Here is a 13,184-nt window from a genome sequence, read left to right as displayed (position 1 = left end):
GTTGGCCGCGATCGTCTCGAGGAGCGGCACGGTCTGGAGCGGGTTGCGCGTCCCGTCGGCGCGCTCCTGGAGCTCACCCCGGTCGATGTACTCCTGCACAGATCCGACCACGAGCTTGAGCCCGAGCCGCGCGACCGTCCGATCGCGGAAGTCGAGGACCTCGGGGAAGTTGTGGCCGGTGTCGACGTGCAGCACGGGAAACGGGATCTTCCCCGGCCAGAACGCCTTGGCCGCGAGATGCAGCATGACCACAGAGTCCTTGCCGCCCGAGAACAGCATGGCCGGGCGCTCGAACTCGGCGACGACCTCGCGGATGATGTGGATCGACTCGGCTTCGAGGGCGTCGAGGAGGCCGAGGGACCCGACCTCGGCGGCCGGGGACCCGACCTCGGCGGTGGTGAGAGTGCTCATACGTGGAGTCCGCATTCTGTCTTGTCGGTGCCGGACCAGCGGCCGGCTCGGGGGTCTTCTCCGGGGGCGACGGCACGGGTACAGGGCGCGCAGCCGATCGAGAGGAACCCCTGGGCAAGGAGGGGATTGACGGGCAGGAGGTTGTCCTCCGAGTACTGGACGAGCTCGTCGAAGGACCAGGGCGCAACAGGGTTGACCTTGACGAGGCCGTTCTTCTCGTCGAACGTCACGAGGGGGGTGTTCGTGCGGGTCGGCGCCTCGTCGCGGCGCACGCCCGTGAACCAGAGCTCGTACCCCTGGAGCGAGCGGTGCAGCGGCTCGACCTTGCGGAGGGCGCAGCAGCGTGCCGGGTCGCGGGCGAAGAGGTCCTTGCCCTCGGCCGCATCCTGCTCCGCGACGGTCTGCCGCGGGAGCACGTCGACGATGGTGACGCGCAGGTTTTCCGCCACCTCGTTCCGCGTCTGGTACGTCTCCGGGAAGTGGTAGCCGGTGTCGAGGAAGAGGACGTCAACCCCGGGCAGCTGCTCGGCGACGAGCGCGGGCAGCACGGCGTCCGCCATCGAACAGGCGACGGCGGTGGCCTCCGTGGCGAAGTTCCTCGCCACCCAGCCGATCACCGTCTCCGCCGACGCGTCCCAGCCGAGCTCCGCCTCGCCTGATTCGGCGAGGGCGCGAAGTTCCTCAAGAGAGCGCTTGGTCACTGCAGTGCCTCCTCTTCAGCCGCAAGGGCCCACTCGGCAAAGCTCTGGTTCTCGTCGGCACGATCGGCGAGGAACCGCCGGGTGACGCGCTCCACGTAATCCGGGAGGTCCTCGGCCGTCACCTTGAGGCCGCGAACTGTCCGGCCCGTCCCGGCCTCCTCGCGCGTCTCCGAGGCAAGGCCACCGCCGAGGTGAACCTGGAAGCCAGGGGTCTGACCGCCGTTGCCGTCCGGCAGGAGCTGGCCCTTGAGGCCGATGTCCGCGGTCTGGATGCGGGCGCACGAGTTGGGGCAGCCGTTGACGTGGAGCGTCAGGGGCTTCAGCAGCTCGTTGGCGGGTACGCGCTTCTCGAGCTCGGCGATGGCCGCGGTGGCCGTGTCCTTCGTGTCCACGATCGCGAGCTTGCAGAACTCGATGCCGGTGCAGGCGATGGTCGAGCGGCGCCAAGGGCTCGGGTTCGCGTACAGTCCGAGCTCCTCGAGGCCCGCGACGAGCGACTCGACCCGGCTCTCCTCGACGTCGAGCACCACGACCTTCTGGTGCGGCGTGGTCCGCAGCCGCTGCGACCCGTGCGCCTCGATGAGGTCGGCGAGCTTCAGCAGCACGTCGCCCGAGACGCGGCCGACCGTCGGGGTCGCGCCGACGTAGAAGCGGCCGTCCTTCTGGGCGTGGACGCCCACGTGGTCGCCCGGCGTCGTCGGCTTCTCGGCCGCGGGACCGTCGGGAAGCGGCGCGGAAAGGTATTCAGTCTCGAGGACCTGCCGGAACTTCTCGGCGCCCCAGTCGGCCACCAGGTACTTGAGGCGAGCGCGGTTGCGGAGCCGGCGGTAGCCGTAGTCGCGGAAGATGCTCGTGACGCCGACCCACACCTCCGCAGCACGCGACGGCTCGACAAACGTGCCGAGACGCACGGCGAGATGCGCCGACGTCGAAAGCCCGCCGCCGACCCACAAGTCATAGCCGGGACCAAGCTCCGGGTGGACGACGCCGATGAGGGCGAAGTCATTGATCTCGTGGACCACGTCCTGGCTCGGGTGGCCCGTGATCGCCGTCTTGTACTTGCGCGGGAGGTTCGCGAAGCTCTCGTCGCCGATGTACCGGTCAGCGATCTCCCGGATCTGCGGGGTCGGGTCGATGATCTCGTCGGCCGAGATGCCCGCGACGGGCGAGCCGAGGATGACGCGCGGCACGTCGCCGCACGCTTCGGTGGTGCGCAGGCCAACGGCCTCGAGGCGCCGCCAGATCTCCGGCACGTTCTCGATCTCCACCCAGTGCAGCTGGATGTTCTGGCGGTCCGTGATATCGGCAGAGCCCCGTGCGAAGTCCCGCGAGATGCCGCCGATCACGCGAAGCTGCTCGGTGGTGAGCGCGCCGCCGTCGATGCGGACGCGCATCATGAAGTAGCGGTCCTCGAGCTCCTCGGGCTCGAGCGTTGCGGTCTTGCCGCCGTCGATTCCGGGCTTGCGCTGGGTGTAGAGCCCCCACCAGCGGAACCGGCCGTGAAGGTCCGTGGGGTCGATCGAGTCGAAGCCGCCCTTGGCGTAGATAGTCTCGATGCGCTCGCGGACGCTGAGACCGCCGTCTTCCTGCTTCCAGACCTCGTTCCCGTTGAGCGGCTCGGTCCCGTCGATCTTCCACTGCCCGTTGGGCTTGGAGGAACGGGGCCGCGCAGAACCCGAGCGAGCGGGTCCGGGGCGCGCAGAGAGGGCGGTGTCAGTCATGTTTCGAGGGTACGGACCCCCTTCGGCGTGTCCCCACCGTTACTCAACGCGAGGTCACTCGAGGACACATTTCTTCGCATTCGCGTCATGGACCTTGACCGGGCCACGGATTGCGCGCGCCGTAGCGCCGCAGCCACAGCGCGACTGCCACGCACAGCACATATCCGGCGCCCACGGTGAGCCACCCGACGTTGTATCCGCCCGAGGCGTCGGCGAGGAGACCCATGACGAACGGCCCGAGCGCGAAGCCGGTGTACATCCCCATCGCGAGCACCCCGGAGGCCGCGCCGACGCGTTCCGCCGGAACCACCACCAGCACGGCCGAGTTGGTGATCACGTTCGCGCCCAGCACCGTGGCCCCGTGGAGGGCCACGCCGGCCCACAGGAGCGCGGGCTGCTGAAGCGCGCCGGCCCCGAGCAGGCACAGGACGCCGACGACGGCGCCCGCCGCGAGCGCGATGAGGATCCCGGAGGGGCGGCGACCGAGCGCCATCTGCCGCCCCCAGATCACACGGCTCGTCACGCCGACCACGCCCGAGACGCCGGCAGCAGCGCCGGCCAGGACGAGCGGGAAGTCCAGAACGCGGACCGCATAGAGCGGGAGATACACGTTGGTGGCCTGCATGCCTAGGCCCGAGAAGAAGGCGAATGCCGCAAAGAGCCACACCGGAAGCGGAAGCGGCTCGCGCGCGCTGGCGCGGCGCGCCGTCGTCGTCTGTTGTCTGGGCGCCTCCGCCGGGAGCTTGCGCAGCGCGTACCAGAGCAGCGCGAGCGCAAGGAGAGCCGCGAGGCCGAACGCACCGTGCCAGCCGAGCCAGAGCGATGCCGCCGGGATGAGCAGTCCCGCCACGAGCTGGCTCGCCTGCACGCCCGACTGCTTCACGCCGATCCAGCCGGAGCGCTGCGCCTGCGGGACCGCAGTGACGACCAGTCGGTTGGTGGTCGGATTCGAGATCGACTGGGCTGGACCGGCAATGATCACCGAAGCCAAGAGCACCCAGAAGTTCTGCGCGAGCGCGGCAATAACGAGCGCGAGGACCGTCCCGCCGAAGATCAGGACGATCTGCTGGCGGCTTGTCGCCCGGTCGCTGAACCGGCCTAGCCACGCGCTGCCCACGGCAGCGCTCGCGAACACCGCGCCCGCGAGGAGCCCGAACTGCGACTGGGTCATGCCCAAGTCGTGGAGGATGAGCGGGCTCACCGCGCTCAGGCCGTAGTTGAGCAGCGGGCCGACACCCATCGCGCAGACAAGGACGAACAGGAGGGAGGCGGGGGCGCGCTTCACAGGGCGGCGAGGGCCGCGTCGAAGCGGTCGAGGGCGATGCGCGCGACCTCCGGCGTGGGCAGCAGCGGAGGGGCGACCGCGTCTGCGCCCGCCTTCGCGAGCTGGTCGTGGAAGTACCCGGGGGCCAGGAGGTAGCTCGCGATGACCACCCGATCCGTCTCCTCCGCGCGCAGCTCGGCGACCGCGTCTGGGACGTTCGGCTCCGCGCTCGCGCCGTAGGCTGGCAGGATCCGGTTCGGGATGAGGTGGCGCAGCATGTCGGCGAGCCGCTCGACGTCCTCCGCTGCGGTGGGGTTCGACGAGCCTGCGGCTGCGAGCACGACGGCGTCCTGCGCTCCCAGCCCCGCCTCCCCGAGCCGCTCGGCGAGCACGCCCGCAAGGCGGGGGTCGGGGCCGAGGGGCGCGGCCGCCGTCGTCCGCTCCCGGGATTTCACGGCGCGACCGATGTCCACCTTCACGTGGTAGCCGACGCTCAGAAGAAGGGGCACGACGACGGCCGGCGCCCCCGCGGGCAGGCCGGCGACGACGTCGGGCAGCTCTGGGCCGTGGACATCCACGTAGGCGTCCAGGACGGTGGCGTCGGGCCGCGCCGCGCGAAGTTCGTCGACGACCCGGAGGATCGCGGCCTTGCCATCGGGGTTGCTGGTTCCGTGGGCGCACGCGACGAGGATCGGCTGGGTCATAGTCGGAGCCTACAGCGGCGACGATCCGCCGTCCGGCGGAGTGATTAGGATGAACGTCATGAGCGAGATGTTCTTGGAGAAGTTCCGCGCGCTTGTTCCCAAATACCTCGGTGACCCCTGGAGCCCGAAGGATGGGATCTCCGAGGACGAGCTCGACGACGCCCTCGGGGAGCACGCCTTCGCGATCCCGCTCGCTCTGCGCGAGTTCTACCTCGCCCTCGGTGGCTCCGAGCTCATGGAGGCCTACCACTACTTCTGGGATCCAGAGGAGCTCGAGGTCGACGAGGAGGGCTTCCTCATGTTCCTCGAAGACGAGGAGGAGCAGTTCACGTGGGGCTTCCGTTCCGGCGACCTCCGCGTGCCCGACCCGATTGTCTACCGGAAGAACAACGCCCGCGGCGAATGGGTCTCCGAGGATGGGACGTTCTCCGAGTTCACCTTCGACATGTTCGACTGGGTCTTCTCCGAGGACGAAGAGCACGTCTGAGTCACCTCGTCGCACAGCAGTCACCCTCACGCGGGCTTCTCCGCGAGAGGGTGACTTTTTTGTGCCGAAGAAAATTGACGGAAAGTACTGGACATATGACAGATCTGTCATATGCTTGTTATCGGATCCACTTCAGCCTCCAGTGGATCCGGGTGCGAACGGAAACGGGCCCTGGGAAGCGGTACTCCGCCAACCAGGGCCCAACCGTTCTAACGCGCCTCTAAGACCCGTTCCTACGCCTGACGGTCCACGACGGCGTCCGCGAACGCCGCGAGCGAGGCCTTCACGACCCCATCCGGCAGGGGGGACAGGGCGGCCTTCGCCGCGTCGGCCCATTCACGGGCGGCGGCCCAGGCGTCGGTGGTGACGGGGTGCGCGGAAAGGGCCGCGACGGCCTCGGCGAGGGCCTCGTCGGACGTGAGGTCGCCATCGATCAGGCGGAGCACCTCGGCCGCGGAGGCATCGCCGTCGGACGCGGCGCGGCGAAGCAGGAGCACCGGGAGCGTCGGCACGCCCTCGCGCAGGTCGGTCCCGGCGGACTTGCCCGAGGTCACCTTGCCGCCGGTCACGTCGATGACGTCGTCGGCGAGCTGGAACGCCACCCCGACGTTCTCGCCATATCTAACGAGCACGTCCTCGTACTCTTCGGGCGCACCGGCAAAGATCGCGCCCATCTGGCCCGACGCGGCGATGAGCGAGCCGGTCTTGTCCGCGAGCACGGAGATGTAGTGGTCCACGGGGTCCTCGTCTTCGCGCGGGCCCACGGTCTCGTGCAGCTGGCCGAGGCAGAGCCGCTCGAACGTGCGCGCCTGGATCGCGAGCGCGCGGCCCCCGAGCTCCGAGACGAGGATCGACGCGCGCGCGAAGATCAGGTCGCCGGTGAGGATCGCCACGGTGTTGCCCCAGACCTCGTGGGCCGTGGGCGCTCCGCGACGGTATGGGGCCGAATCCATCACGTCGTCGTGATACAGGGTCGCCAAGTGGGTGAGCTCGACGACGGCGGCAGCCTGGAGGACCTCGGGCCGCGTCCAGTCACCGAGGTGCGAGCACAGGAGGGTGAGCAGCGGACGGATCCGCTTGCCCCCGGCCTCGACGAGGTGGCGGCTCGTGGCGTCCGCCAGCGGATCGGAGTTCGCGATGGCTTCCCGCAGCCGCTTCTCGACGCGGGCCATGTTCGTCGTGATGGCCGGACCGAGATCGGGGTCGCTCGCGATCGCGGCGAATCCGGCGGGCAGCTGGATCCCGGCGGCGATGGCCGTCGTCGTCGGGGCCGGCTCGGACGCCTCCGGGCGCCCGTGGCCCGCGTGGGTCCAGCTGTGTTCAGTGTTCGTCACGGGTCAAGCCTAACTAGTGCGTGTTCTTGGTTTCGGGCGTCAACGACTCGAGCACACGGATGGCCCGGTCCTCGAGCCACCCTCCGCGCGGTTCGGTGAGATTCGCGAGCAGCCGGACGACCACGCGCATGAGCGCCGGGATCGGCATCCCGGTCCGCAGGGCGAGGCGCATGACCGCCGGACGGCCGATCAGCGCCGCGAACGTCCGGCCCAGAGTGAAGTGGCTCCCCCACTCGCCCCGCACCTTGTCCGCGTAGGCGCGGAGGCGATGGTCGACGTCGGCCGCTCCCCTCGCGTCCGCGAGGAACTGCGCCGCGTAGCGCCCCGACTCCATCGCGTAGCTGATGCCCTCGCCGTTGAACGGGCTCACCATCCCGCCGGCATCGCCGAGGAGCGCCATGCCGGGCACCACGTGCGGCGTGCGGTTGAATCCCATGGGCAGCGCCGCGCCGCGCACGGGACCGACCTGGTTCTCCTCCGCGAAACCCCATTCCTCGGGCATCCCCGCGGTCCAGTCCCGCAGCACCTGGCGGTAGTCGAGGCTCCCGAACTCCTTGGACGAATTCAGGATGCCGAGGCCGACGTTCGAGGTCCCGTCGCCCACGCCGAAGACCCAGCCGTACCCGGGCAGCGGCTTGCCGTCCCGTCCGGGCAGCTCAAGCCAGCCCTCCATCCAGTCGTCCTCGTGGCGGGGGCTGCGGAAGTACGTGCGGTACGCGACGCCGAGCGGGCGGTCGTCGCGCTTGGCGAGGCCGTAGGACACGGCGGCGCGGGTCGAATTGCCGTCGGCGGCGAGGACGACGTCGGCCTGGAAGTCGCGCGTCTCCCCCGTCTTCCGGCCGTCCCCATCGAGGATCTGGGCGCGGGCGCCCACCACGCGGCCGGTGTCGTCGCGCAGCACTTCGCTCACGCTGTGGCCCTCGAGGAGCCGCGCGCCCGCGGACTCGGAGTGCCGGGCGAGCGCCTCGTCGAAGCCGAGGCGGGTCCGGATGAGGCCGTAGTCCGGGAACTCGCCACCCGACGGCCACGCGAGCTCGACCGTCCGTCCGCCCGCGATGAGCCGCAGCCCGCGATTGCGCCGCCAGCCGTCGGCCTCGTCGTGCGGCAGCCCCAGGAGCTGGATCTCGCGGACGGCGCGTGGCGTCAGCCCGTCCCCGCAGACCTTCTCGCGCGGGAAACGGGTCTTCTCGAGAACCGTCACGTCCGCCCCGGCCCGGGCCAGATAGTGGGCAGCGGTCGAGCCGGCGGGACCGGCCCCGACGATCAGAACCTGCATGGGCTCAGAATCAGCCGGCCGAGCGGCGGGCACGGCGGAGCTTCTCGACCGGACCCGAGTGGGCTCCGGCCGGGATCGGCTTCGTGGCACGGTGCACGGCCACGATGCCGCCCGAGAGGTTGCGGTACGCGACGTCCTCCCAGCCGTCCTCAGCCAGCCAGGCCGCGAGGTGGTCCTGGTCGGGCCAGGCGCGGATGGACTCGGCGAGGTAGACGTAGGCGTCCGGGTTCGAGGAGGCCTTGCGGGCGACCGGCGGGAGGGCCCGCATGAGGTACTCGAGGTACATGGTGCGCCACAGGGGGTTCACCGGCGACGAGAACTCCGCGACCACGAGCTTCCCCCCGGGCTTCGTGACACGGAGCATTTCGCGCAGTGCAGCATGCGGCTCGCTGACGTTGCGCAGGCCGAAGGAGATGGTGACGGCGTCGAACGCGTTGTCCGCGAACGGCAGCCTGGTGGCATCCCCGGCGATGAAGTCGATGTCCGGCCGGCGGCGCTTGCCGACCTTGAGCATGCCGAGGGAGAAGTCGCACGCAATGACGTCGATGCCCGCATCCGCATACGGCTCCGACGACGTGCCCGTCCCGGCCGCGAGGTCCAGCACCCGCTGGCCCGGCGTGGCGCCGACTGCGTCGAAGACCACCTTGCGCCAGCGGCGGGTCTGCCCGAGGGAGAGGATGTCGTTGACAACGTCGTAGCGAGGCGCCACGTCGTCGAACATGCTCGCCACTTCCTCGGGGAGCTTCTGGAGGGATGCCCTCTTGCCTGTGCTGGTCACCCGCCCCATTCTGCCAAACTTCCGCGCGGCTTCCGGCACGTCAGAACTTCAGGAGCACCTTCGAGGACCCCGTGCTGCGGTCGCCCGCCACCCGGAACGCCTCGACCGCGTCGTCGACAGGGAACTCGTGGGTGAGCATCGGCTCCACGTCGAGGCCCTCGGCCAGGTACTCGAGCGCCGTCGAGATCTCGTCGATGAACCGGAACGTGCCGCGGTAGTCGATCTCGCGGAAGACGAGCTCGGCGAGGGACACCTCGAGGGTTCCGGCCGGGAGGTTGCCCACCTGCACCACGACGCCCCCGCGCTTCACCGCGCGCAGCACGCTCGTGACGGCGGGCGGCGCGCCCGAAGCCTCGAAGACGACGTCCGTCTCCGGCAGGGAACCGCCCTCGGCGAGGTTGACGACGTCGTCCGCTCCCATGCGGCGGGCGATCTCGAGGGAGGCTGTGGCCAGGTCGCTCGCGACGACGCGCGCAGCGCCCGCCTTGCGGGCGGCGGCCACCACGAGGACGCCGATGGGCCCGGCGCCGTTGACGAGGACGGTCTTCCCCTCCACCGATCCGGCGCGGTTCACGGCGTGGATGGCCACGCCGAGGGGCTCGGCCACGGAGGCGAGCCGCGTGCTCACGCCCTCGGGCACGGGCCGGAGCTGGCCGGCGGGGACGATCTTCTGGGCCGCGAACGCGCCCTGCGTGTGCGGGCGGTACGCGGCCGAGCCGAGGTAGCGGACGGAGCCGCACAGGTTGGGGCGGCCGGACGTGCAGAACTCGCACTCGCCGCACGTGGTCGCGGGATGGATCGCCACGGCCTGGCCCACCTCGAAGCCGCTCACCTGGGAACCGAGCGCCGCGACGCGGCCGGCGACCTCGTGCCCGAGGATCAGCGGATCCTTGAGGATGCTGAGCCCGGCGGCGCCGTGCTTGACGTAGTGGAGGTCGCTGCCGCAGATGCCCCCGTACTCGATGTCGACGAGAGCGTCCTGCGGGCCGAGCTCGGTGGACTCGACGGGGTCGAGGCGCAGATCACCGGCTGCATGGACGACGACGGCCAGGCTCATGGGGTTCCTCCTGACGGAAAGGGTGGCGTGGAAGCCATTGTACGCACTGCCATACTAGATGTGCCACCTCTGCCCACCTAGTCTTGGACCCATGGCCCCGTCCCTCCCGGGCGAGCCGACGCCGTCAGCCGTCCGCCCGCCGTCGAACCGCGAGCTTGCCTACGAGCACATCCGAGAGCTGATCGTCCGAGGCGACGAGCCGCCCGGCGCCCTCCTGAGCGAGAACGACCTCGCGCTCCGGCTCGACCTCAGCCGCACCCCGGTGCGCGAGGCGCTCCTCCTTCTGGCGCAGGAAGGGCTCGTTGACGTGCGGCCGCAGCGCGGCAGCTACGTGTCCCTCATCGATCCGGACATGGTGCGGCAGGCCCAGTTCATCCGCGAGGCCATCGAGATCGCGTCCCTCGAGGCATGTGTCGCGAAGTGGAACCCCGAGCTGGGGGCAGGGGTCGAGGAGATCCTCGCCGCCCAGGACGACTGCAGCACGCCGGAGGAGTTCTATCCGCTCGACGAGCTCTTCCACCGTACCCTGCTCGGGATTGCGGGCCACGAATTCGCGTGGTCGGCAGTGCAGAGCGCCAAGGGGCACCTGGACCGGGCCCGGTATCTCGGGTTGAGCGGCTATCGCTCGATCGCCGATTATGCGGCAGACCATCGGCGGGTCCACGAGGCCGTCGCCTCGGGGAGCCTCGACGCTGCCCAGGCGGAGCTGCGCTCGCACCTGCGGTTCGTGCTCGACGACCTCGATCAGATCCAGGCAGCGCGGCCCGAGCTCTTCCGAGTCCCCCGTGGGCCGGAGCGGCGCCCCGCACGGCCCGCGCGCCGGTAGCGCTGCAGGCAACAAGTACCCTTGATCCATCATGACCTCCCCCCTGCGCGCCCTCACCGTCGATCTGGGCGAGACCTTCCCCCTCGGCGATTTGGCGGACGCGATCACTGAGCCGTCTGCGCTGTGCTGGATCCGCCGGGGCGAGGGCCATCTCGGATTCGGGGAGAGCGCGCGGTTCACGGTCACCGGCCCCGACCGCTTCATCGAAGCCGAGGCGTGGTGGAAGCAGCTCACGCTCGACGCCGAGGTCGTCGACCCACTCCGGCACCCCGGCACGGGGCCGCTCGCCTTCGGATCCTTCGCCTTCTCCCGCACGTCCGGGTACGAGTCACGGCTGGTGGTGCCCCAGATCGTCGTCGGCATCCGGGAAGGCAGGGCATGGGCCACTCAGCTCACCACCGACGGGACCGCACCCTCCGAGCGCGGGCTGCGCGCCGCCGTCGACCGCTGGCTCTCGCCGCTGCCGTCGAACACCGCGAACGGAAGCCATCTCACCATCCGCTCGGGGCGGCTCGGCGAGCAGCGCTGGATGGAGGCGGTGGCGTCCGGGGTCCGGCACATCCGCTCGGGGGAGCTTGAAAAGCTCGTCCTCGCCCGCGATGTGGTGGTGGAGGACGACGGCGGGATCCCCAGGGACCGCGTGCTGCGTCGCCTTGCATCGGCGTACCGCGATTGCTGGGTCTATGGCGTCGACGGCTTGGTGGGAGCGACGCCGGAGATGCTCATCCAGGTCGAGGGACGCACCGCGCAGGCCCGCGTCCTCGCCGGAACGCTCGATCGGCGGGACGCCGACGGCGCCGGACCCGGCTACGCGGAGCGGGTCCTCGCGGGATCGGCGAAGCAGCGCCACGAGCACCAGATCGCGATCGAGTCACTGACCACGGCGCTCGAGCCGTTCTCGGAGGCACTCAACGCCCACGACGAGCCGTTCATCCTCGAACTGCCGAACGTGTTCCACCTCGCGTCCGACGTCAAGGCCGAGCTCGCGGAGATCGAGGGCCACGTGCCCACCCCGCTCGCACTCGTGAACGCCCTGCATCCCACCGCCGCCGTCTGCGGGACGCCGACGCGCGTGGCGGGCGACCTCCTCCGGGAGCTCGAGGAGCTCGACCGAGGCCCCTACGCGGGTCCCGTCGGCTGGCTCGACGGCGCCGGCAACGGCGAGTTCGGCATCGCCCTGCGCGGGGCAGTCCTCGAGGGGACGACCACCGCCCGGCTGTACGCGGGGTGCGGGATCGTGGACGGCTCCGTCCCGCAGGCGGAACTCGCCGAGACCTGGGCGAAGTTCCGGCCCATGCTCGAGGCGCTCGGGGTCGAACGCTGACGTCTGGCATTCCAGAAGCTTCCCCAGAGGGTGGGGTTGCGCGGCATCCCTTTTCGTTGTCCAATGGTGAAACGAAAGTTGCATGTGACGAACATCTCAACGGTCTGACGACCGGCTAGGATGGATGTCGCTCTAGCACCTGATTGCCAGTACCTCCAAGTAAGGGACGACATATGACTTTCTCCACGAAGCTCGCTGCCAAGGGCGCCGTGGTCCTCGCCGTGGGCGCGCTTGCGCTCACCGCCTGCACGAACGCCTCCGAGACGGGCGGCGGTGCTCAGCCGTCGGGCTCGGGCTCGGCCTCCGCCAGCTTCGATCCGAGCACCGTCCAGAAGGACGACTCCCTGGCTTCGCAGGTGCCCGCCGCGATCAAGTCCAAGGGCACGCTCGTCGTCGGCTCCGACACGACGTACGCTCCCGCCGAGTTCCTCGGCGGTTCGGACAACCACACCCCGATGGGCTATGACGTCGACTTCGCCAAGGCCATCGCGGCGACGCTCGGCCTCAAGGCCGACGTCCAGACGGCCGACTTCACGGGCATCCTCCCGGCCCTCGGCCCCAAGTACGACCTCGGCATCAGCTCCTTCACCATCACCAAGGAGCGCTTGCAGGCCGTCAACTTCGTGAGCTACTTCAACGCCGGCGTGGCCTGGGCGGTCCAGAAGGGCAACCCGAAGAACTTCTCCGTCGACGACGTCTGCGGCAAGACCATCGGCGTCCAGACGGGCACGACCGAAGCCGACGAGGTGAAGACCCTCAGCGACAAGTGCACCTCGTCCGGCAAGAAGGCGATCGACATCGTCTCCCTCGCGGCGCAGACCGACCTCAACACGCGTCTGGTCAACGGCGCCCTTGACGCCATGTCCGCCGACTCGCCCATCATTGGATATGCGGTCACCCAGACAAACGGTGCCGTGCAGAAGATCGGCGACACGACTGAGGTCGCCCCGGAGGGCATCGCCGTCGCCAAGAGCGACACGGCGCTTGCCGACCTGATCCAGAAGGTCATGGCCAAGCTCATGGCCGATGGCACCTACAAGAAGATCCTCGACTCCTGGAACAACGCCGACGGCGCCGTCTCCAAGGCCGAGGTCAACCCGTCCGTCTCCTCGTGAATGTCATGACTGCTCGTCAGGCGGAGACCGCCGAGGCCACGAAGAGTGGCGCGCCGGAACTGATCAAGGCGGTTCCGGTGCGCCACCCGGGCCGGTGGGTCGCAGCCGCCATCATCCTGATCCTGGCCGCCCTGGCCATCCAGAGCCTGGCGACCAACCCGCGCTTCGGCTGGGGCACCGTCGCGG

The 13,184-nt window shown here is 69.9% G+C and carries 13 protein-coding genes and 1 pseudogene; 5 read left to right on the top strand and 9 right to left on the bottom strand.

What is annotated here, in order from left to right:
• The 5 genes from ACTHL9_RS00995 to ACTHL9_RS00975 form a co-directional block, all read right to left on the bottom strand.
• The coding region (locus ACTHL9_RS00995) for a phosphoadenosine phosphosulfate reductase domain-containing protein (protein ID WP_440516760.1) at positions 1-411 on the bottom strand (411 nt) is incomplete at its 3' end.
• Positions 408-1,112, bottom strand: a complete 705-nt coding sequence (locus ACTHL9_RS00990; RefSeq protein WP_440516759.1) for a phosphoadenylyl-sulfate reductase — start codon at positions 1,110-1,112, stop codon at positions 408-410. The genes ACTHL9_RS00995 and ACTHL9_RS00990, both read right to left, overlap by 4 nt.
• Positions 1,109-2,833, bottom strand: a complete 1,725-nt coding sequence (locus ACTHL9_RS00985; RefSeq protein ID WP_440516758.1) for a nitrite/sulfite reductase — start codon at positions 2,831-2,833, stop codon at positions 1,109-1,111. Before ACTHL9_RS00985 ends, ACTHL9_RS00990 begins: the two co-directional genes overlap by 4 nt.
• An 85-nt stretch (positions 2,834-2,918) precedes the next feature.
• Entirely contained in the window at positions 2,919-4,118 is a 1,200-nt protein-coding gene (locus ACTHL9_RS00980; RefSeq protein ID WP_440516757.1) for an MFS transporter, read from the bottom strand.
• Complete coding sequence (locus tag ACTHL9_RS00975; RefSeq protein WP_440516756.1) at positions 4,115-4,801, bottom strand: sirohydrochlorin chelatase; 687 nt, start codon at positions 4,799-4,801, stop codon at positions 4,115-4,117. Before ACTHL9_RS00975 ends, ACTHL9_RS00980 begins: the two co-directional genes overlap by 4 nt.
• 58 nt (positions 4,802-4,859) lie before the next feature.
• On the opposite strand from ACTHL9_RS00975, the gene ACTHL9_RS00970 reads away from it, so the two are divergent.
• Positions 4,860-5,288, top strand: a complete 429-nt coding sequence (locus tag ACTHL9_RS00970) for a hypothetical protein (RefSeq protein WP_440516755.1) — start codon at positions 4,860-4,862, stop codon at positions 5,286-5,288.
• A 233-nt stretch (positions 5,289-5,521) separates the two neighbouring features.
• Here ACTHL9_RS00970 and ACTHL9_RS00965 read toward each other — a convergent pair whose 3' ends face one another.
• Genes ACTHL9_RS00965 through ACTHL9_RS00950 form a run of 4 tightly spaced genes read right to left on the bottom strand, consistent with a single transcriptional unit; the run spans position 5,522 to position 9,733 of the window.
• Positions 5,522-6,622 carry a polyprenyl synthetase family protein gene (locus tag ACTHL9_RS00965; protein ID WP_440516754.1) on the bottom strand — a complete coding sequence of 367 codons (1,101 nt, stop codon included), beginning with the start codon at positions 6,620-6,622 and terminating at the stop codon, positions 5,522-5,524.
• Between the two features lie 13 nt (positions 6,623-6,635).
• Positions 6,636-7,898 carry a geranylgeranyl reductase family protein gene (locus ACTHL9_RS00960; protein ID WP_440516753.1) on the bottom strand — a complete coding sequence of 421 codons (1,263 nt, stop codon included), beginning with the start codon at positions 7,896-7,898 and terminating at the stop codon, positions 6,636-6,638.
• 10 nt (positions 7,899-7,908) lie between these two features.
• Positions 7,909-8,676, bottom strand: coding sequence for a demethylmenaquinone methyltransferase (locus tag ACTHL9_RS00955; RefSeq protein ID WP_440516752.1), 768 nt, complete (start codon positions 8,674-8,676; stop codon positions 7,909-7,911).
• A gap of 40 nt (positions 8,677-8,716) precedes the next feature.
• Positions 8,717-9,733 carry an L-idonate 5-dehydrogenase gene (locus ACTHL9_RS00950; RefSeq protein WP_440516751.1) on the bottom strand — a complete coding sequence of 339 codons (1,017 nt, stop codon included), beginning with the start codon at positions 9,731-9,733 and terminating at the stop codon, positions 8,717-8,719.
• Positions 9,734-9,824: 91 nt separating this feature from the next.
• Between ACTHL9_RS00950 and ACTHL9_RS00945 the strand changes: the two genes are divergently transcribed.
• The 4 genes and pseudogenes from ACTHL9_RS00945 to ACTHL9_RS00930 form a co-directional block, all read left to right on the top strand.
• Positions 9,825-10,559 carry a GntR family transcriptional regulator gene (locus ACTHL9_RS00945; RefSeq protein WP_440516750.1) on the top strand — a complete coding sequence of 245 codons (735 nt, stop codon included), beginning with the start codon at positions 9,825-9,827 and terminating at the stop codon, positions 10,557-10,559.
• A 31-nt stretch (positions 10,560-10,590) separates the two neighbouring features.
• On the top strand, positions 10,591-11,883 hold the full coding sequence (locus tag ACTHL9_RS00940; RefSeq protein WP_440516749.1) for an isochorismate synthase: 1,293 nt from the start codon (positions 10,591-10,593) through the stop codon (positions 11,881-11,883).
• Between the two features lie 173 nt (positions 11,884-12,056).
• Positions 12,057-12,998: an ABC transporter substrate-binding protein gene (locus ACTHL9_RS00935; protein WP_440516748.1), complete on the top strand. Its 942-nt coding sequence runs from the start codon at positions 12,057-12,059 to the stop codon at positions 12,996-12,998.
• 5 nt (positions 12,999-13,003) lie between these two features.
• Positions 13,004-13,184: pseudogene (locus ACTHL9_RS00930) on the top strand (hypothetical protein); the annotation flags it as partial.

This window comes from Sinomonas sp., from assembly GCF_051955515.1.
Lineage (GTDB): Bacteria > Actinomycetota > Actinomycetes > Actinomycetales > Micrococcaceae > Sinomonas.
The sequence above is the reverse complement of the archived record's forward strand: the minus strand, read 5'-3'. Positions and strand labels throughout refer to the sequence as shown.

Excerpts from the sequence above, each read along its gene's own strand:
- ACTHL9_RS00945 (WP_440516750.1), top strand. The coding sequence starts at position 9,825 with ATGGCCCCGTCCCTCCCGGGCGAGCCGACGCCGTCAGCCGTCCGCCCG.
- ACTHL9_RS00935 (WP_440516748.1), top strand. The coding sequence starts at position 12,057 with ATGACTTTCTCCACGAAGCTCGCTGCCAAGGGCGCCGTGGTCCTCGCC.
- ACTHL9_RS00985 (WP_440516758.1), bottom strand. The coding sequence starts at position 2,833 with ATGACTGACACCGCCCTCTCTGCGCGCCCCGGACCCGCTCGCTCGGGT.
- ACTHL9_RS00940 (WP_440516749.1), top strand. The coding sequence starts at position 10,591 with ATGACCTCCCCCCTGCGCGCCCTCACCGTCGATCTGGGCGAGACCTTC.
- ACTHL9_RS00970 (WP_440516755.1), top strand. The coding sequence starts at position 4,860 with ATGAGCGAGATGTTCTTGGAGAAGTTCCGCGCGCTTGTTCCCAAATAC.
- ACTHL9_RS00975 (WP_440516756.1), bottom strand. The coding sequence starts at position 4,801 with ATGACCCAGCCGATCCTCGTCGCGTGCGCCCACGGAACCAGCAACCCC.
- ACTHL9_RS00960 (WP_440516753.1), bottom strand. The coding sequence starts at position 7,898 with ATGCAGGTTCTGATCGTCGGGGCCGGTCCCGCCGGCTCGACCGCTGCC.
- ACTHL9_RS00950 (WP_440516751.1), bottom strand. The coding sequence starts at position 9,733 with ATGAGCCTGGCCGTCGTCGTCCATGCAGCCGGTGATCTGCGCCTCGAC.